Annotated in this window: 17 protein-coding genes; 7 read left to right on the forward strand and 10 right to left on the reverse strand. The window is 72.0% G+C overall.

The window, feature by feature from the left end:
• Positions 1 to 82: 82 nt before the first annotated feature.
• The 3 genes from ispF to IF02_RS0114850 form a co-directional block, all read right to left on the reverse strand.
• A complete protein-coding gene (gene ispF / locus IF02_RS0114840; RefSeq protein WP_030157032.1) occupies positions 83 to 592 on the reverse strand; it encodes a 2-C-methyl-D-erythritol 2,4-cyclodiphosphate synthase in 510 nt (169 codons plus the stop codon).
• Complete coding sequence (gene ispD, locus IF02_RS0114845) at positions 582 to 1328, reverse strand: 2-C-methyl-D-erythritol 4-phosphate cytidylyltransferase (protein ID WP_030157033.1); 747 nt, start codon at positions 1326 to 1328, stop codon at positions 582 to 584. The genes ispF and ispD overlap by 11 nt, the downstream gene beginning before the upstream one ends.
• Before the next feature lie 246 nt (positions 1329 to 1574).
• A complete protein-coding gene (locus IF02_RS0114850) occupies positions 1575 to 2057 on the reverse strand; it encodes a CarD family transcriptional regulator (RefSeq protein WP_003953493.1) in 483 nt (160 codons plus the stop codon).
• A 659-nt stretch (positions 2058 to 2716) separates the two neighbouring features.
• Between IF02_RS0114850 and IF02_RS0114855 the strand changes: the two genes are divergently transcribed.
• Positions 2717 to 3391, forward strand: a complete 675-nt coding sequence (locus IF02_RS0114855) for a hypothetical protein (protein ID WP_030157046.1) — start codon at positions 2717 to 2719, stop codon at positions 3389 to 3391.
• Positions 3392 to 3674: 283 nt separating this feature from the next.
• Here IF02_RS0114855 and IF02_RS0114865 read toward each other — a convergent pair whose 3' ends face one another.
• Positions 3675 to 4355, reverse strand: a complete 681-nt coding sequence (locus tag IF02_RS0114865) for a response regulator transcription factor (protein WP_007265514.1) — start codon at positions 4353 to 4355, stop codon at positions 3675 to 3677.
• A gap of 52 nt (positions 4356 to 4407) precedes the next feature.
• On the reverse strand, positions 4408 to 5634 hold the full coding sequence (locus IF02_RS0114870) for a sensor histidine kinase (RefSeq protein ID WP_030157048.1): 1227 nt from the start codon (positions 5632 to 5634) through the stop codon (positions 4408 to 4410).
• Between the two features lie 216 nt (positions 5635 to 5850).
• On the opposite strand from IF02_RS0114870, the gene phoU reads away from it, so the two are divergent.
• The gene (gene phoU, locus IF02_RS0114875; protein ID WP_030157050.1) at positions 5851 to 6528 is read left to right on the forward strand and encodes a phosphate signaling complex protein PhoU; all 678 of its coding nucleotides are present in this window, start codon (positions 5851 to 5853) and stop codon (positions 6526 to 6528) included.
• A gap of 120 nt (positions 6529 to 6648) precedes the next feature.
• A complete protein-coding gene (locus tag IF02_RS35165; protein ID WP_199809224.1) occupies positions 6649 to 6801 on the forward strand; it encodes a hypothetical protein in 153 nt (50 codons plus the stop codon).
• Between the two features lie 164 nt (positions 6802 to 6965).
• Here IF02_RS35165 and IF02_RS34805 read toward each other — a convergent pair whose 3' ends face one another.
• Both IF02_RS34805 and IF02_RS0114885 read right to left on the reverse strand, forming a co-directional pair.
• The gene (locus IF02_RS34805; protein WP_030157052.1) at positions 6966 to 7898 is read right to left on the reverse strand and encodes a hypothetical protein; all 933 of its coding nucleotides are present in this window, start codon (positions 7896 to 7898) and stop codon (positions 6966 to 6968) included.
• Positions 7899 to 8177: 279 nt separating this feature from the next.
• Positions 8178 to 8939: a phosphoglyceromutase gene (locus IF02_RS0114885; protein ID WP_030157053.1), complete on the reverse strand. Its 762-nt coding sequence runs from the start codon at positions 8937 to 8939 to the stop codon at positions 8178 to 8180.
• A 164-nt stretch (positions 8940 to 9103) separates the two neighbouring features.
• On the opposite strand from IF02_RS0114885, the gene IF02_RS0114890 reads away from it, so the two are divergent.
• Positions 9104 to 10405 carry an MDR family MFS transporter gene (locus tag IF02_RS0114890; protein ID WP_030157054.1) on the forward strand — a complete coding sequence of 434 codons (1302 nt, stop codon included), beginning with the start codon at positions 9104 to 9106 and terminating at the stop codon, positions 10403 to 10405.
• Here the strand turns inward: IF02_RS0114890 and IF02_RS0114895 are convergent.
• On the reverse strand, positions 10402 to 10899 hold the full coding sequence (locus IF02_RS0114895) for a YbjN domain-containing protein (protein ID WP_030157055.1): 498 nt from the start codon (positions 10897 to 10899) through the stop codon (positions 10402 to 10404). The genes IF02_RS0114890 and IF02_RS0114895 overlap by 4 nt on opposite strands.
• A complete protein-coding gene (mshA, locus tag IF02_RS0114900; RefSeq protein WP_030157056.1) occupies positions 10892 to 12274 on the reverse strand; it encodes a D-inositol-3-phosphate glycosyltransferase in 1383 nt (460 codons plus the stop codon). The genes IF02_RS0114895 and mshA overlap by 8 nt, the downstream gene beginning before the upstream one ends.
• 249 nt (positions 12275 to 12523) lie before the next feature.
• On the opposite strand from mshA, the gene IF02_RS0114905 reads away from it, so the two are divergent.
• From IF02_RS0114905 to IF02_RS0114915, 3 genes are all read left to right on the forward strand, one after another.
• Positions 12524 to 13336, forward strand: a complete 813-nt coding sequence (locus IF02_RS0114905) for a methylase (protein WP_030157057.1) — start codon at positions 12524 to 12526, stop codon at positions 13334 to 13336.
• 244 nt (positions 13337 to 13580) lie between these two features.
• Complete coding sequence (locus tag IF02_RS0114910; protein WP_199809225.1) at positions 13581 to 14642, forward strand: C40 family peptidase; 1062 nt, start codon at positions 13581 to 13583, stop codon at positions 14640 to 14642.
• Between the two features lie 233 nt (positions 14643 to 14875).
• Positions 14876 to 16198, forward strand: a complete 1323-nt coding sequence (locus tag IF02_RS0114915) for a PP2C family protein-serine/threonine phosphatase (RefSeq protein ID WP_030157059.1) — start codon at positions 14876 to 14878, stop codon at positions 16196 to 16198.
• Between the two features lie 5 nt (positions 16199 to 16203).
• Here the strand turns inward: IF02_RS0114915 and IF02_RS0114920 are convergent, their stop codons facing one another.
• Complete coding sequence (locus IF02_RS0114920; protein ID WP_030157060.1) at positions 16204 to 16551, reverse strand: DUF2516 family protein; 348 nt, start codon at positions 16549 to 16551, stop codon at positions 16204 to 16206.
• Positions 16552 to 16624 lie beyond the last annotated feature (73 nt).

Raw genomic sequence — 16624 nt, forward strand, 5'->3', positions numbered from 1 at the left:
CCAGGGTAGTGGGCCTGTAGCAGTGCCCCGCGACCCTTTCGGGGCGCGGGGGTGCTTTGTTGCCGAAGCGGTGTGGTCCGGTCTAGGGATTCGTCCGGTACACCAGTGCGGTGGCGATGGCGGCGAGGCCTTCCGCGCGGCCGGTGAGGCCGAGGCCGTCGGTGGTGGTGCCGGAGACGGAGACCGGGGCTCCGGCGGCCGCGGAGAGGGTCTTCTGCGCTTCCTCGCGCCGCTTGCCGATCTTCGGGCGTACGCCGATCACCTGGATGGCGATGTTGCCGATCTCGAAGCCCTCGGCGCGGACGATGCGGGCGGCTTCCGCCAGGAGGGTGACGCCGGCGGCGCCGGACCACTCGGGGCGGGAGGTGCCGAAGTGCGCGCCGAGGTCGCCGACGCCGGCGGCGGAGAAGAGGGCGTCGCAGGCGGCGTGGGCGGCGACGTCGCCGTCGGAGTGCCCGGCGAGGCCGTCCTCGCCCTCCCAGAGCAGCCCGGCGCACCACAGCTCGCGCCCGGTCTCGAAGGCGTGCACGTCGGTGCCGATCCCGACGAGCGGGATCAGCGGGGCGGCGGAAGCTGCGGGGCTAGTAGGCATCGGTGGCCCTCCTGCGGGCGAGTACGGCCTCGGCGAGGACCAGGTCGAGCGGGCGGGTGACCTTGAAGGCCTCTTCGTGGCCGGGGACCACCATGACGGTGACGCCGAGCTGTTCCACCATTCCGGCGTCGTCGGTGGCGCCCTCGCCGTTGACGGCGATGGCCTCGTGCGCCCGTACGAGGGTCGCGAGGTCGAAGCCCTGCGGGGTCTGTACGGCGCGCAGCCGGGCCCGCTCGGGGGTGGCGACGACCGGCTCGGCCTCGCCGGGCTTGCCGGGCTCGACCTCCTTGACGGTGTCGGCCAGCGGCAGAGCCGGCACCACGGCGGGCGAGCCGTCGCGTACGGCTTCGATGACGGAGTCGACGGTCTCCACGGGGACGAGCGGGCGGGCCGCGTCGTGGATGAGGACGGAGGTGACGTCCGCGGGGAGCGCGGCGAGGCCGGCGTTCACGGATTCCTGGCGGGTCTCGCCGCCGGGGACGACCAGGATCTCGGTCCGGTCGGGCAGCGCGTGCTCGTCGACGAGCCGGCGCACCTCAGCGGCGCCGTCGGACGGGGCCACGACCACCACGAGGGAGACGGCCCGGGAGCGGGCCATCGCGCGGACGGCGTGGATGAGCATGGGGGTGCCGCCGATGGCCCGCAGGGCCTTGGGGGCTCCGGGGCCGAGGCGTACCCCACGGCCTGCGGCCGGGATCACCGCGGCGGTGCGGTGGGGGCGCGATTCGTCAGACATCAGTAGCTCCGAGCCAGGTTTGTGACTTCGGCCGACATGGGTATGGCCTGAAGGGTGCCGGGTGCGACGCCCTCGCCCCTTCCGTGACGACCGGTCGAGCAGGCTGTCAGGACCCGGCACGCCGGTGGAAAAAGTGCAGAAAAGGTGTGGGTACAGACATGCCGCAGCGCCCGGCAACAGCCCTCTCGTGGAGGAGAGGGCATGTCATCGGGCACCGCGGCACAACTGTGTGAAGGATTTCCCGCGTCAGGACGCGAGAACCTCGTCGAGGAGGGCCTCTGCCTTGTCCTCGTTGGTGTTCTCCGCGAGCGCGAGCTCGCTCACCAGGATCTGGCGCGCCTTCGCGAGCATGCGCTTCTCGCCCGCGGAAAGCCCGCGCTCACGCTCACGACGCCACAGGTCACGCACCACTTCGGCGACCTTGATGACATCGCCAGAAGCGAGCTTCTCCAGATTTGCCTTGTAGCGCCGGGACCAGTTCGTCGGCTCTTCGGCATACGGTGCACGAAGCACCTCGAAGACCCGGTCCAGCCCGTCCTGGCCGACTACGTCGCGAACGCCGACGAACTCCGCATTGTCCGCAGGCACACGAACCGTCAGGTCGCCCTGGGCGACCTTGAGCACCAAGTAGGTCTTGTCCACGCCTTTGATCTGGCGAGTTTCGATGGCCTCGATCAGCGCGGCCCCGTGATGGGGATAGACCACGGTGTCGCCAACCTTGAACGTCATGTGACAGGTACCCCTTCCGTGGCTATCCAGGGTAACACGAGAACTGACTGTTATGAATGGCGTTTTCGCAGGTCAGGGCACATCTCGGGGCTTGACAACAGCGACAGGAACGTGCTGCGAAGAGCTTCCGGAGGGGGGTATTCGCAGGTCGGAGGCGCTGTGCGGACCGGGCGAAACGGCCACGCTACACCCGGGCGCGGGTCCCGTCAGTGTGATGTACGTCCCGTTTTGCCGGTTTCGAAGCCGGGAAACCGAACTACTCCGTTCGACTGGCGACCACCCGTACGGAGCGGTTCAGGCCCAATCGGAAATTGATCACGGAGGGCCGTTCGAAGGAATCCCGGAATTGATCACCGGGAGGCCGGAGGGGGATATGCGGGCGGCACATGATCAGCAGATGAACGGCACGGGAAGTGCCGAGCGGAAGGGTGGCCGGAAGGGCCGGGGAAGCGCGGTGCGAACGCCGGCCGGACCGCGGGCGGAATGCAAGATCGCGGGGCGGGTGCAGGGCGGCCCGTGCGCTGCGGAGGGTCGGGTGCGGGGGCGGGGCGGCGGCTCGGTAACCTAAGCGCGCTGACACACCCTTAGGGCGGCTTTACCTCGGCCGCTCCGAGACTGCCCACCCTTCCGTTCCGTACGTCCAAGGAGTTGCCGCCGCCGTGAGCCGCAGCCTTCGACGCGGCGCCCTCGCCGCCACCGCCATCGTGTTCTCGATCGCCTCGCTGGCCGCTTGCGGTGCAGGCAAGGACGCGGAGACGCTCCAGATCAAGCCGGACAACGCCGCCGTCACCAAGGGCAACATCAAGATCCAGAACGCGCTGGTGATCACCCAGGGCGAGAAGGAGAAGAAGGCCGTCGTCTCCGCGACGCTCTTCAACAGCGGCATCAAGCCGCAGACGCTTGACGCCATCACCCTCCCGGGTGGCAAGGGCAAGGTCGTCCTGAAGCCCGCCGAGGGCGCGGCCAAGGTCACCGTGCCGGCCGGCGGCTCGGTGGTGCTGGGCGGCAAGGGCAACGCCTCCGCCGTGGTCGAGGGCGGCGAGGCCGTGAAGAACGGCAACGCGCAGCCGGTCGTCTTCCAGCTGAGCAACGCGGGTGACGTGGCGATCTCCGCCTTCGTCGTCCCGGCCGCCGGCATGTACGCGGGCTTCGGCCCGACCGAGGCCCCGGTCGCCGCCCCCGGCGCCACCCCGTCGGGCGCCGCCTCGGGCGCCCCCTCGGGCAGCCCGTCCGGCTCCCCGGCCACGACCCCCTCGGGCGCCGCTTCCGGCACCCCGTCGGGCGCGGCCTCGGGCACCCCGTCGGGCTCCCCCTCGCACAGCGCCGGCCACTGAGCCCGCAGCACCACGTACGAAGGGCCCCGTCCGCTGGAGCGGACGGGGCCCTTTCGTGTGTGCGTGCACGCCGCCCGCACCGGGAGCGGCGGCACGGTCCGCGGTTTACGGCTCGAACTTGTAGCCCAGGCCGCGGACCGTGACCAGGTAGCGCGGCGCGCCCGGGTCCGGCTCGAACTCCTCCCCCGTGCGACCCTCGTGCGGCGCGGCCCTGGGGGCCTCACCGGCTTCGGGGCGCTGCGCCGACCTCCGGCCGGCCCCGGGCCTCGGCGACACCGTCGGTTTACGGCTCGAACTTGTAGCCCAGGCCGCGGACCGTGACCAGGTAACGCGGCGCGCCCGGGTCCGGCTCGATCTTGGCGCGCAGGCGCTTGACGTGGACGTCCAGGGTCTTGGTGTCACCGACGTAGTCGGCGCCCCAGACCCGGTCGATCAGCTGCATGCGGGTCAGTACGCGGCCCGCGTTGCGCAGCAGCATCTCCAGCAGGTCGAACTCCTTCAGCGGGAGGTCCACCTTGGCTCCGGCGACGGTGACCACGTGCCGGTCGACGTCCATCCGTACGGGGCCGGCCTCCAGCGCGGCCGGGGTGACCTCCTCCGGCTCGCCGCGGCGGCGCAGGACCGCGCGGATGCGGGCGACCAGCTCCCGCGAGGAGAAGGGCTTGGTGACGTAGTCGTCGGCTCCTATCTCCAGCCCGACGACCTTGTCGATCTCGCTGTCCTTGGCCGTCACCATGATGACGGGCACGTTGGAGCGGCCGCGCAGCTGCCGGCAGACCTCCGTGCCGGGCAGGCCGGGGAGCATCAGGTCGAGGAGGACGAGGTCGGCGCCGTTGCGCTCGAACTCGTCGAGCCCGTCGGGCCCGGTCGCGGCGATCGCGACCTCGAAGCCCTCCTTGCGGAGCATGTAGGACAGGGCGTCGCTGAAGGATTCCTCATCCTCGACGACGAGCACTCGGGTCACGGAAGGACCTCCGGGGCAGGAATGGCTGGCGTGGATCTCTGGGAAGCGTGGTTCAGGCGGGGGTGGGGTGGCTTGGTGCGGGGGCGGGATCCACGGCCGGGGCGGCCGCGGGTGCAGGTGCCGGAGCGGCTGCTTCCGGCAGGCGCAGGGTGAACGTGGAGCCCTGACCCTCGGAGCTCCATACGGACACCTCCCCGCCGTGTGAGGCCGCTACGTGCTTCACGATCGCAAGGCCGAGGCCGGTTCCTCCCGTGGCACGGGAGCGGGCCGGGTCCACGCGGTAGAAGCGCTCGAAGATGCGCTCGCGGTCCTTTTCCGGGATGCCGATGCCCTGGTCGGTCACGGCGATCTCGATCAAGTCTCCCCCAGGTGCCGCGACCTTGCGTCCGGCTATGCCGACGCGGGTGCGGGCGGGGCTGTAGTTGACGGCGTTCTCGACCAGGTTCCCCAGGGCCGCCGCGAGCTGGCCGCGGTTGCCCCAGACGCGCAGGTCGGCGGTGCCGCCCGCGGCCATGGTGATCTGCTTGGAGGACGCCGTGTGGCGGCAGCGGTCGATGGCCTCGGCCACGAGCGTATCCACCCGTACGGGCTCCGCGTCCTCGAGCGGGTCGTCGTTCTGGACCCGGGAGAGGTCGATGAGCTCCTGTACGAGGTTGATCAGGCGGGTGGCCTCGATCTGCATGCGGCCGGCGAAGCGGCTGACCGCCTCGGGGTCGTCCGCGGCGTCCATGACGGCCTCGGACAGCAGGGAGATCGCTCCCACCGGCGTCTTCAGCTCGTGCGACACGTTCGCGACGAAGTCGCGCCGTACGGCCTCGATGCGGCGGGCCTCGGTGAGGTCCTCGACCAGGAGCAGGACCAGCCGTGAGCCGAGCGGGGCGACGCGCGCCGAGACCGCGAGGGCCTCGCCGCGGCCGGTGCCGCGCCGGGGCAGGTCGAGCTCGACCTGGCGTATTTCCCCGTCGCGGCGGGTGTCGCGGGCCATGTGGAGCATGGGCTCGACGGCCAGTTTGCCGCCGCGTACCAGTCCGAGGGCGTACGCCGCCGAGCTGGCCTTGACCACCGCGTCGCCCTCGTCGAGTACGACGGCGGAGGAGCGGAGCACGGAGAGGACGGTGTCCACGCCGGGCGGGAGCACCGCGTTGATGTCGGGGCGCATGGAGCTCCGGGTGGGGCGGGCCTGGTCGCGCTCGCTCCAGCGGAACGCCAGCATCGCGATCACACCGGTGCAAAGACCGGCGATCGCTGCAGCTGCGGCGACCGCCGCGTTCACGTCCATGCCTCAAGGTTAAGCAGGCTCGACGGCACTTCCACAGCCGTTCGGGTGGCACCTCGAACACTCGTCGCCCAGAGTTCACCGTGGCGACGGGGCTGATTCACTTGTGATGCCGGAGTCGGACGCGTTTGCGCCCCACCGTGTCAACGTGGGGGCACGAGGCCGCCCCGGCCCGTCCCACACGGGCAGCAGAGGCAGTAGGCAAGAGAGGGACAATCCATGCGCGACGCGTACCACGAGGAACTGGACTCGATCGGGGAAGGCCTGGTCGAAATGGCCCGGCTCGTCGGTTCCGCGATCGGGCGGGCCACGACGTCCATGCTCGACGCCGACCTGAAGCTCGCCGAGAGCGTCATCGCCGCCGACCAGAAGGTGGACGACCTCCAGCACGACCTGGAGGCCCGCGCCATCGCGCTGCTGGCCCGCCAGCAGCCGGTCGCCACCGACCTGCGCATCGTGGTGACCTCGCTGCGCATGTCGGCCGACCTGGAGCGCTCGGGCGACCTGGCCCAGCACGTGGCGAAGCTGGCCCGGCTGCGCTTCCCGGACACCGCGGTACCGCGGGACCTGCACGCGACCATCCTGGAGATGGGGCAGCTGGCGCAGCGCCTGATGGCGAAGGCGGCCGAGGTCATCATCACGAAGGACGTCGACCTGGCCCTCCAGCTGGAGCAGGACGACGACGAGATGGACCAGTTGCACCGCACCCTGTTCCAGCACCTGATGGACGACCGCTGGAAGCACGGCATCGAGACCGCGGTGGACGTGACCCTGCTGGGCCGCTACTACGAGCGCTTCGCGGACCACGCGGTGTCTGTGGCCAAGCGCGTGGTCTACCTGGTGACGGGCGAGCACGCGGACGAGCTGCAGGCGCCGACGGTGGTCGACGGCGTCTGAGCCGATCTGCACCAGTGCGCCGTTGACGCGCCGGTGCGGCTGGGCATGAATGAGGGCGAAGGCAGTAAGAGGCTCTGAGAAGCAGTAAGACGCCACGCACGCCGCCTGCGAGGAGGATCCATGCCCGATTCCCCCGTCCCCATCACCCCGGAGCACGAGCAGCAGCAACCGCGGCCTGAACCGCTGCGGCTCCCGCTGCTCGCGGCTTGCGGCTGCGGCTCGGGCTGCGGCTGCGGCTGCCAGTCCGGCGCGCCCTGCCAGTGCGGAGGCTGACCCGGCCGAACCGGGCCGGCACGGCACCAGCAGTAGTAGCAGTAGCAGTAGCAGCAGTAAGGAGAGAGGCCCCCTGCCCGCGGAGATCCGCAGGCAGGGGGCCTTTCTCGGGCTTGCTCGGGCTTGCTCGGTCCTCTGGACCTTCTCGGCCCTCTAAGCCGGACCTACCAGAACACGACGAGGTAGCCGTTGCCGCCCAGGCCACCGGGGCTGCCGGGGCCGCCGACGGTGGTGCCGCCCACGCCGCCGCCACCGCCGTTGCCGCCCGCGGAGGTGTTCGTCGCCGGCAGCTGCACGATGCCGTCGACGGCGGCCCCGCCCACGCCGCCCTGGGCGCCGCTCTGACCGCTCGCACCGCTGCGGTTCGTCACGTCGAGGCTGTTGCAGGTTCCGTTGCCGCCGGCGCCGCCCGTACCCGGGGTGCCGGTCGTGGCGGTGCCGCCGCCCCCACCGCCACCGCCGGTGCCGCCCGTCGCGCTGAGCTGGATGCCACCCGCCGAGGTCAGCGTCGTCGGGCTGCCGGTCCCGCCGGTGCCGCCCGGCTGTCCGTTGTTGCCGCCGGCGGCACCGCCGGGACCGACTGCGCCGGCACCGCCGCCGGCGCCCACGTCCACCGTGTAGCTCTGGCCGGGCTTCACCTTGATGACGCACCAGGTGAACCCGCCGGCGCCGCCGCCACCGCCCTGGCCTCCGTTGCCGGTCAGCTCGGCGCTCGCGCCGCCGCCTCCGCCGCCTCCGCCCCCTCCGCCGCCCCAGGCCTGGACGTGCACCGAGGTGACGCCCTCGGGCGGCGTGAAGAACCCGTCCGCGGTGAAGTCCCGCAGGCCGTGGATGTCGGTGGGCGCCTTCGGCTCCTTGGGCTTGGGCCTGTCGCCCTCGCCGTAGGGGCCGTCGCTGTCGCCGGAGCCGTGGGGGCGGTCGCTGTCACCGGCACCGTGGGGGCGGTCGCTGTCGCCGACGCCGTGGGGGCCGTCGTACGCGAGTGCGCCGGGCGCCATGGTGAGGAGCTGGCCGGAGAGGGCCACCGCTGTCAGGGCGGAGGCGAGGAGCACCCGGCGGGGGGCGCGGGAGCGCTGGGAAACGGGCTTCTGGTTCACGGAGCGAGTTCCTTCCCCGCGGGGAGCCGAGGCTCTCGCGGAGGACGAGTGAATACGGGACCGGTCGGCCCGCGAGCCCATCGGACCCTCACCCTCCGCACTCCGCACCCCGACGAACCGATACTTGGCCCGCGCAGGTGACCGGTTGGTCCACCCGAGCGACCAAGATCCCCGGTCCGTCGCCGACTCCCCTCCCCCGCCCCGCCCTCGCCCCCGAACGCCAACAGGCCCTCTACCCGCCGAAAACCGGCGGGTAGAGGGCCTGTTCGTGCGTGAGGACTACTTCTTCTTGCCCTGGTTCTTGACGGCCTCGATGGCGGCCGCGGCGGCGGCCGGGTCGAGGTAGGTGCCGCCCGGCTTGAGGGGCTTGAACTCGGCGTCCAGCTCGTAGGCGAGCGGGATGCCGGTCGGGATGTTGAGGCCCGCGATGTCGGCGTCGGAGATGCCGTCCAGGTGCTTGACCAGCGCGCGGAGGCTGTTGCCGTGCGCGGCGACCAGGACGGTGCGGCCCGCGAGGAGGTCCGGGACGATGCCGTCGTACCAGTACGGGAGCATGCGGACGACGACGTCCTTCAGGCACTCCGTCTTCGGGCGCAGCTCCGGCGGGATGGTCGCGTAGCGCGGGTCCTCGGACTGGGAGAACTCCGTACCGTCCTCGAGGGCCGGCGGCGGGGTGTCGTACGAGCGGCGCCACAGCATGAACTGCTCCTCGCCGAACTCGGCGAGGGTCTGGGCCTTGTCCTTGCCCTGGAGCGCACCGTAGTGGCGCTCGTTCAGGCGCCAGGAGCGGTGGACCGGGATCCAGTGGCGGTCGGCGGCCTCGAGCGCCATCTGCGCGGTGCGGATCGCGCGCTTCTGGAGCGAGGTGTGCACGACATCGGGGAGCAGGCCGGCGTCCTTGAGCAGCTCACCGCCGCGGACCGCCTCCTTCTCGCCCTTCTCGTTGAGATTGACGTCCACCCAGCCGGTGAACAGGTTCTTCGCGTTCCACTCGCTCTCGCCGTGGCGGAGGAGGATCAGCTTGTACGGTGCGTCGGCCATGCGTACGAGCCTAATGGACGCGCGGGAGCGCCCGCGCGCGGCGTCCACGGCCGCCGACGAGCCGTGGATTGACGGTGCGCGTCAATTCGGTAGCCCGCGCGGACCCCCCACCCGTAGGGTGCGATGAGCAGGAGAGACACTTACATCACCGGGGGGAATCCGTCATGTCCGTTGCCAGTCTCAGACGGGCGGCGCGTGAGAGCGTGGCCGGCCTCCCCCGCGAGTTCTGGTGGCTGTGGACCAGCACCCTGGTGAACCGGCTCGGGGCGTTCGTCGCCACTTTCATGACCTTGTACCTGACCGTGGACCGGGGCTATTCGGCCTCCTTCGCGGGACTCGTGGTGGCCCTGCACGGGCTCGGCGGGGTCGTCTCCTCGCTCGGCGCGGGCGTGATGGCCGACCGCCTCGGCCGGCGCCCCACCCTGGTGGCGGCCCAGGCCTCGACGGCGTTCTCGGTGGCGCTGCTCGGCTTCATGGAGCACCCGGCCGCGATCGCGGCGGTGGCGCTGCTGGTCGGCATGACCTCGGACGCCTCGCGCCCGGCCGTGCAGGCGATGATGGCGGACATCGTCCGGCCGGAGGACCGGGTCCGCGCCTTCGCGCTGAACTACTGGGCGATCAACCTCGGCTTCGCCGTCTCGGCGACGGCCGCGGGCTTCGTCGCCGAGTACAGCTACCTGGCCGGCTTCCTCGGCGAGGCGGCGCTGACGCTGGTCTGCGCGGTCCTCGTGTACATGAAGCTGCCGGAGTCGCGGCCGGAGCGGACCACCGCGGAGCAGGCGGCCGCCGAGCCGGAGATCGGGCTCGGGACGGTACTGCGGGACGGGCGCTTCATGGGCGTGGTCGGGCTGTCGTTCCTGATCTCGCTGATCTTCATGCAGGGCTCGTTCGGGCTGCCGCTGGCGATGGGCTCGGGTGGCTTCTCCGCCAGGGACTACGGTCTGGTCATCGCCGTCAACGGGGTGCTGATCGTGCTGCTGCAGATCCCGGTCACCCGGTTCCTGGAGAAGGGCGACCCGCAGAAGCTGCTGTTGATCTCGGCGCTGCTGGCCGGGTACGGGTTCGGGCTGACGGCCTTCGCCGGGTCGGTGTGGAGCCTGGGGCTGACGGTCTGCGTCTGGACGCTGGCCGAGATCGTCAACTCCCCGACCCAGATGGGCCTGGTCGCCCGGCTCTCCCCGCTGCACGGGCGCGGCCGCTACCAGGGCATGTACACGATGTCCTGGGCGGTGGCCGCGCTGATGGCTCCGCTGATGGCCGGATTCATGATCGACCGGTGGGGCGCCGACTGGCTCTGGGCGTCCGTGGCGCTGCTGGGCACGGTGGCGGCGCTGGGCTACTGGCTGCTGATGCGGAGACTGGCGGACGGCGAGCCCCGGCCCGTGGTCACGGCACCGGCATCTGCACCGGCACCGTCTGCCGCGCCGACGGTCCCGGCGACGGCCCCGGCCGTCGCCGAAGCCTAGGACGACGTCCGCGACGGCTGCGTCAGGTGCTTGAAGGCGTCCAGGTTGCGGGTCGGCTCGCCGCGCGAGACGCGCCACTCGTACTCGCGCCGGATCGCGCTCGCGAAGCCCAGCTCCAGCAGCGTGTTGAACGCGCCGTCCGCCGCCTCCAGGACCGTGCCGAGCAGCCGGTCCAGATCCTCCGGGGTGACGACCGACAGCGGGAGCCGGGCCGTCAGGTAGATGTCGCCGAGCGGGTCGACCGCGTAGGCCATCCCGTACAGCTTGAGGTTGCGTTCCAGCAGCCAGCGGTGGACGCCCGCCTCGTTCTCGTCGGGGTGGCGGATCACGAACGCGTTGACCGACAGCGAGTGCCGCCCGGCCCGGAGCGAGCAGGTGGTGGACAGCTTGCGCGTGCCGGGGAGCTGGACGACGTACGAACCGGGCTCGGGGCTCTCCCAGCCCAGTCCGGCCTCGGTCAGCGTGCTCTCGATGATCGCGGCGGTGTCAGCCATGGTGGGAGCGTACGCGACGGCGGTGATCATGCATCGCCGCGGTGTACACGTCCGCCGTGCCGCTCGCCGCCGTGTCCCAGCCGAAGAACTGCGCGTGCCGCGCGGCCTCGGCGCCCATCCGGTCCGCGAGTCCCGGCTCGTCGACGAAGCGCCGTAGCTCGCGCGCGTAGTCCACCGGGTCGTGCCCGGGTACGAGGATCCCCGTCACGCCGTCGTTGACGGCGACCGGCAGCCCGCCGACCGCGGCGGCCAGCACCGGGGTGCCGGTGGCCTGGGCCTCGATCGCGACGAGCCCGAAGGACTCGCTGTACGAGGGCATGACCAGCACGGACGCCGCCCGGAACCAGTCGGCGAGCGCGTCCTGGCGGACCGGCGGGTGGAAGTGGACGATGTCGGCGATGCCGAGCTTCGCGGCGAGCTTCTGGAGCCCCTCCGGCTTGGCGAGCCCGCTGCCGCTGGGTCCGCCGACGACCGGGACGAAGAGGCGCCGGCGCAGCGAGGGGTCGCGGTCGACGAGCTCGGCGACCGCGCGCAGCAGGATGTCGGGGGCCTTGAGCGGCTGGATCCGGCCGGCGAAGAGCGGGATGACGGCGTCCTGCGGCAGGCCGAGGCGGGCGCGGGCGGCGGCCCGGCCGTCGCCGACGGTGAAGCGGTCGAGGTTCACGCCGGGGTGGACGACGGCCACCTTGCCGGGGTCGGCCTCGTAGTGCCGGACGAGCTCGTCGGCCTCTTCTGTGGTGTTCGCGATGAGCCGGTCGGCGGCGGCCACGATCTGGGTCTCGCCGATGACGCGGGCGGCGGGCTCGGGCGTGTCGCCCTCGGCGAGCGCGGCGTTCTTGACCTTGGCCATGGTGTGCATGGCGTGGACGAGGGGGACGCCCCAGCGCTCGGCGGCGAGCCAGCCGACGTGGCCGGAGAGCCAGTAGTGGGAGTGGACGAGGTCGTAGTAGCCGGGCCGGTGGCCGGCCCAGGCCTGCATGACGCCGTGGGTGAAGGCGCACAGCTGGGCCGGGAGCTCCTCCTTGGCGAGGCCTTCGTACGGGCCCGCGTCCACGTGCCGTACGAGGACCCCGGGGGCCAGCTCGACCGCGGACGGCAGGCCGCCCTCGGTGGCGCGGGTGAAGATCTCGACCTCGATGTTGATCGCGGCGAGGCGCTTGGCCAGCTCCACGATGTACACGTTCATGCCGCCGGCGTCGCCGGTGCCGGGCTGGTGCAGCGGTGAGGTGTGCACGCTGAGCATGGCCACGCGGCGCGGCTTGCGGTGGTGGCCGACGGCCGGCAGGCGCAGGCGCGGCGGGTCGTGGCGGGTGCCGCGGGCGGCGGCGATGCGCCCGCCGATGCTGCCGCCGAGGCGGGACACGTACTGGCTCAAGGGAGCAGTTCCTCTCGCTCGGACGACACTCGGACGGCGCGCGGTGGGAGTGCGGACCACCGGCGGAACGCGGACAGGGCACGTGCAGGGCATGACGGAAGGAGCGCACGGGGCGCCCTTCAAGGAGTGCAACCCGGATGGCCGCGTCCCGCATTCCGGGGGAGCGCGCCTTTTTCCTCGGCGTTTGCGTCGAGGGCCTGCCCGGGGGCGGATTCCGTCAGGTGGGTGCGCTCCGCTTACGCTCGGCGCATGTCCTCCCGCTCCGCCGCCCCGCCCCCGCGCCGCCCCGTGGGCACGGTGACGCGCGGGACGACGAATCCGAACCGGCTGCGCCGGATGGACCGCTGGATCGCGGCCACGCACGGGCCGGTGCTGCGGCGCTCGGAGGCCCCGGTCGCGGTGGACCTCGGCTACGGGGCCGCGCCGTGGACGGCGGTCGAGCTGCTGGCCCGGCTGCGGGAGGCGGCGCCGCGGGTGCGGGTGGTCGGCATCGAGATCGAGCCGGCGCGGGTCGCGGGGGCGAAGCCGTACGAGCGGGAGGGGCTGAGCTTCCGGCACGGCGGGTTCGAGGTGCCGCTGGAGGGCGGGGCCCGGCCGACGCTGATCCGCGCGGCGAACGTACTGCGCCAGTACGACGAGGAGCAGGTCGCGGAGGTGTGGGAGCGGCTGTGCGCCCGGCTGACCCCGGACGGGCTGCTCGTCGAGGGCACCTGTGACGAGATCGGACGGCGCCATGTGTGGGTCGCGTTGGGGCCCGAGGGGGCGCGCACGGTGACGTTCGCGACCCGGCTGGGCTCCCTGGAGCGACCCTCGGACCTGGCGGAGCGGCTGCCGAAGGCGCTCATCCACCGCAATGTGCCGGGGGAACCGGTGCACGCGTTCCTGCGCGACTTCGACCGCGCGTGGGCGGCGGCCTCCCCGTACGCCTCGTACGGCGCGCGGCAGCGCTGGATCCGGACGGCGCGTGCGCTGGCCGCGGACTGGCCGCTGGCGGACGGGCCGGGGCGGTGGCGGCAGGGGGAACTGACCGTGCGCTGGGAGGCGTTGCGCCCGGCGGGGTGAATGTGGCGGGACGGGGAACCGGTTGCCGGGGTGGCCCGTTGAGTCGTCGGGGACAGGTGTGGGGGACTGGGCGGGACCGGGGGCCGGGGCCGGGGCCGGGCCAGGACGAGAGTCAAGATCGGGACGGCATCCGTGAGGGTGTTGGAATTCACCCACTCGTGGCACCATCCCGAAGGCAGGGCAAAGTTACTGATGAATAGTCAGATCTGATACCGGATCCGACTCGGGGCACCTTGGGGGGACCATGGGGACCGTGGAGCGCAGGCGATGGAGGGGCGCGTCCGCCCTCACGCTGCTGTGTGCGACGGCGCTGCTGGCGGTGTCGGCCATGACGGGCACGGCCCAGGCGGCGCCGATGCCCGAGCCCGGCGCCAAGTCCCTTGAGCAGGTGCGCCAGGAGATCGACGAGCTGTACCGCCAGGCGGGCACGGCGACGGACGCGTACAACCTCGCGGAGAGCGAGGCCAAGGCGCAGTCCGCCAAGATCGTCGAGATCGCGAAGCAGGTGGTGGCCGGCCAGGACCGGATCACGGCGCTGAAGAACCGCGCGGGGGCCGCCGCGCGCGCCCAGTACCGCTCGGGCGGGATGCCGGCCGGCGCCCAACTGGCGCTGAGCAACAGCCCGAGCCAGTTCCTCGACGGGGCGGACCGGATCCGCCAGGGCGAGAAGGCGACCACGGACCTGCTCTCCGAAATGAACCGCACGCAGAGCGACTTGCAGCAGTACGCGAAGGACGCGAGCGCGCAGTGGGAGAAGCTCGAAGCCAACCGGATCAAGCAGGAGACCTCGAAGAAGCAGATCGAGGAGAAGATCAAGTCGGCCGAGTCGCTGGAGAGCAAGCTGGAGGCCGAGGCGAAGGCCCGGCTGATCCAGCTGGAGCAGGAAGCCCAGTACAAGGCCCAGACGGCGTGGCTGTCGACGGGCGTGCTGAAGGAGATCAACAGCTCGGCGTCGGAGTCGGGGAAGAAGGCGGTCCAGTACGCCACGGCGCAGATGGGCAAGCCGTACGTGTGGGGCGCCGAGGGACCGGACTCGTTCGACTGCTCCGGCCTCACCTCGCAGGCCTGGCGGGCGGCGGGCAAGGGCATCCCGCGCACCTCGCAGGAGCAGCTGCGGCTGCTGCCGAAGGTCGCGGTCAAGGACATGCGGCCGGGTGACCTGATCATCTACTTCGACGACGCGAGCCACGTCGGGATGTACGTCGGCGACGGCGCGATGATCCACGCCCCCCGCCCGGGCCGCAACGTCACCCTGGCCGGAGCCGGCTCGATGCCGATCAAGGCAGTGGTCCGCCCCGACGCGTGACCGCCGCCTGCGGCGAGGGAACCCCGGAGGGTCGGACTGCGTCTCGTTGGTCGGGACATCGATCACGCATGCCGTGACGTTTCTCATTCAGTGGGCACCCAGTGAGGCGGACTTTCCCCCGCGATAACGGCATATGACTGCGGCCCTGGCCCAGAACGCCATTCCGCTTCCCGGCCACCGCCCGCTAGGGTCTGCCGGACGCACCCTCGGGGGGAGGGAAGGAACCGGAGACGATGGCCGTACCCGTACCGCGGCAGAGGGACACCCCCGCCACGGAGAGCGCTCAGGCAATCCCGCAGGCGATCCCGCAGACAATCGCGCAGGCATCCCCGCCGGCGGCCGCGCACGCCACCGCACCCCAGGCGTCCCTGACCCTGCTGGTGATCGAGGACGACCCCGCGGGCGGGCTCACCGTCCCCGAGATCCTCGACGCCGACCGGCACCGCATCCGCCTCCGCACCGCCCGCAACCTCACCGAGGCCGCACGCCTGCTCACCCACGACGTGCACTGCATCCTGCTCGACCTCTCCCTCCCCGCCACCGGATCCACGACGGCGGGCGGCGCGCGCACCGCCGTCGTCGACCAGTTGGACACCCTCCGCGAGGTGCTGCGGATCGCGCCCCGCCACGCCGTGCTCGTCCTCACCGCCGAGGCCGACGCCGAGCGCGCCGCCGAGGCCGTACGGGTCGGCGCGCAGGACTTCCTCTTCCGCGACGAGCTCGACGGCCGCCTGCTGAGCCGGGCGATCCGCTACGCCGTGGAGAGAAAGCGGGCGGACATCGCCCAGTACAAGCTCGCAGAATCGAAACTTCGGGCCCAGGAGAACGCCCGCCTGGAGCGGGGCCTGCTCCCCAACCCCCTCCTCGAAGGCTCCGATCTCCGCTTCGCCGCCCGCTACCGCCCCGGCCGCAGCCGCGCCCTCCTCGGCGGGGACTTCTACGACACCGTCCGCACCCCCGACGGCACCGTCCACGCCATGATCGGCGACGTCTGCGGCCACGGCCCCGACGAGGCCGCCCTCGGCGTCGAGCTCCGCATCGCCTGGCGCGCCCTGACCCTGGCCGGCCTCTGCGGCGACGACCTGCTGTCGACCCTCCAGGAGGTCCTGGAGGTGGAGCGCCCCGGCGACGAGATCTTCGCGACCCTGTGCACGGTCGACATCTCCCCCGACGGCCGCCGCGCCGGCCTGTGCCTGGCCGGCCATCCGGCCCCGCTGATATCCCGGCCGGGCCGCCGCGCGCAGCTCCTCCCGTACGAGAACAGCGGCCCGGCGCTCGGCCTGCTGCCCAAGGCCCGATGGCCGCGCCGCCAGGTCGAGCTGGGCGGCACCTGGAGCCTGATGCTCTACACCGACGGCCTGATCGAAGGCCGCATCGGCGAGGGCAAGGAGCGGCTGGGGCAGGACGGGATGGTCGAGATGATCAACCGGCACCTCGACCGCGGCCTGAGCGGCGAGGGCCTGCTGGAGGCCTCCGTCACCGAGGCCCGGCGCCTCAACGGCGGCGAGCTCACCGACGACGTGGCCGTGGTGCTGCTCTCGCGCAACGAATCCTGACGGGGTCAGCGCCCGCCGTTGTACGGGCCGTACGGACCGTCGCTGCTGCTCCCACCGCTGCGCCGGCCGCCCCGGCCACCGCCCGAGACCTGCTTGAGGGCCGGGCGTACGTCGACGAAGAACACGATGGTGGCCACGAGGCCGGCGATCTCCAGGAACAGCATCCCCAGGAAGAAGTCCACCAGCACGGTGACCCCGAGGATGACCAGCCAGAACGTCTTGGTCTGCTTGTCGGCGGCGCGGTACGCGTCCTCGCGCGCCAGCAGCGCGAAGACGAAGGCCACGACGGCGAGTGCCAGCATGGCGAACCCGAGCAACGGAAGCACTCCGTTATCGAACCCGTTCATCAACATCGCCTGACCGCCTTCTCACGCCTGCACGCCTGATGCCGCCTGATGCCGCTTGCCTCCACGCTACCGGCAGAGC

It is taken from the genome of Streptomyces sp. NRRL S-244, assembly GCF_000717915.1.
GTDB lineage: Bacteria > Actinomycetota > Actinomycetes > Streptomycetales > Streptomycetaceae > Streptomyces.

Coding starts and splice junctions, on each gene's coding strand:
- IF02_RS0114915 (WP_030157059.1), top strand. CDS start 14,876: ATGGCCGTACCCGTACCGCGGCAGAGGGACACCCCCGCCACGGAGAGC.
- IF02_RS0114905 (WP_030157057.1), top strand. CDS start 12,524: ATGTCCTCCCGCTCCGCCGCCCCGCCCCCGCGCCGCCCCGTGGGCACG.
- IF02_RS0114890 (WP_030157054.1), top strand. CDS start 9,104: ATGTCCGTTGCCAGTCTCAGACGGGCGGCGCGTGAGAGCGTGGCCGGC.
- IF02_RS0114910 (WP_199809225.1), top strand. CDS start 13,581: ATGGGGACCGTGGAGCGCAGGCGATGGAGGGGCGCGTCCGCCCTCACG.
- ispF (WP_030157032.1), bottom strand. CDS start 592: ATGCCTACTAGCCCCGCAGCTTCCGCCGCCCCGCTGATCCCGCTCGTC.
- IF02_RS0114885 (WP_030157053.1), bottom strand. CDS start 8,939: ATGGCCGACGCACCGTACAAGCTGATCCTCCTCCGCCACGGCGAGAGC.
- phoU (WP_030157050.1), top strand. CDS start 5,851: ATGCGCGACGCGTACCACGAGGAACTGGACTCGATCGGGGAAGGCCTG.
- IF02_RS0114870 (WP_030157048.1), bottom strand. CDS start 5,634: ATGGACGTGAACGCGGCGGTCGCCGCAGCTGCAGCGATCGCCGGTCTT.
- IF02_RS35165 (WP_199809224.1), top strand. CDS start 6,649: ATGCCCGATTCCCCCGTCCCCATCACCCCGGAGCACGAGCAGCAGCAA.
- ispD (WP_030157033.1), bottom strand. CDS start 1,328: ATGTCTGACGAATCGCGCCCCCACCGCACCGCCGCGGTGATCCCGGCC.
- IF02_RS0114850 (WP_003953493.1), bottom strand. CDS start 2,057: ATGACGTTCAAGGTTGGCGACACCGTGGTCTATCCCCATCACGGGGCC.
- IF02_RS0114920 (WP_030157060.1), bottom strand. CDS start 16,551: ATGTTGATGAACGGGTTCGATAACGGAGTGCTTCCGTTGCTCGGGTTC.
- IF02_RS0114895 (WP_030157055.1), bottom strand. CDS start 10,899: ATGGCTGACACCGCCGCGATCATCGAGAGCACGCTGACCGAGGCCGGA.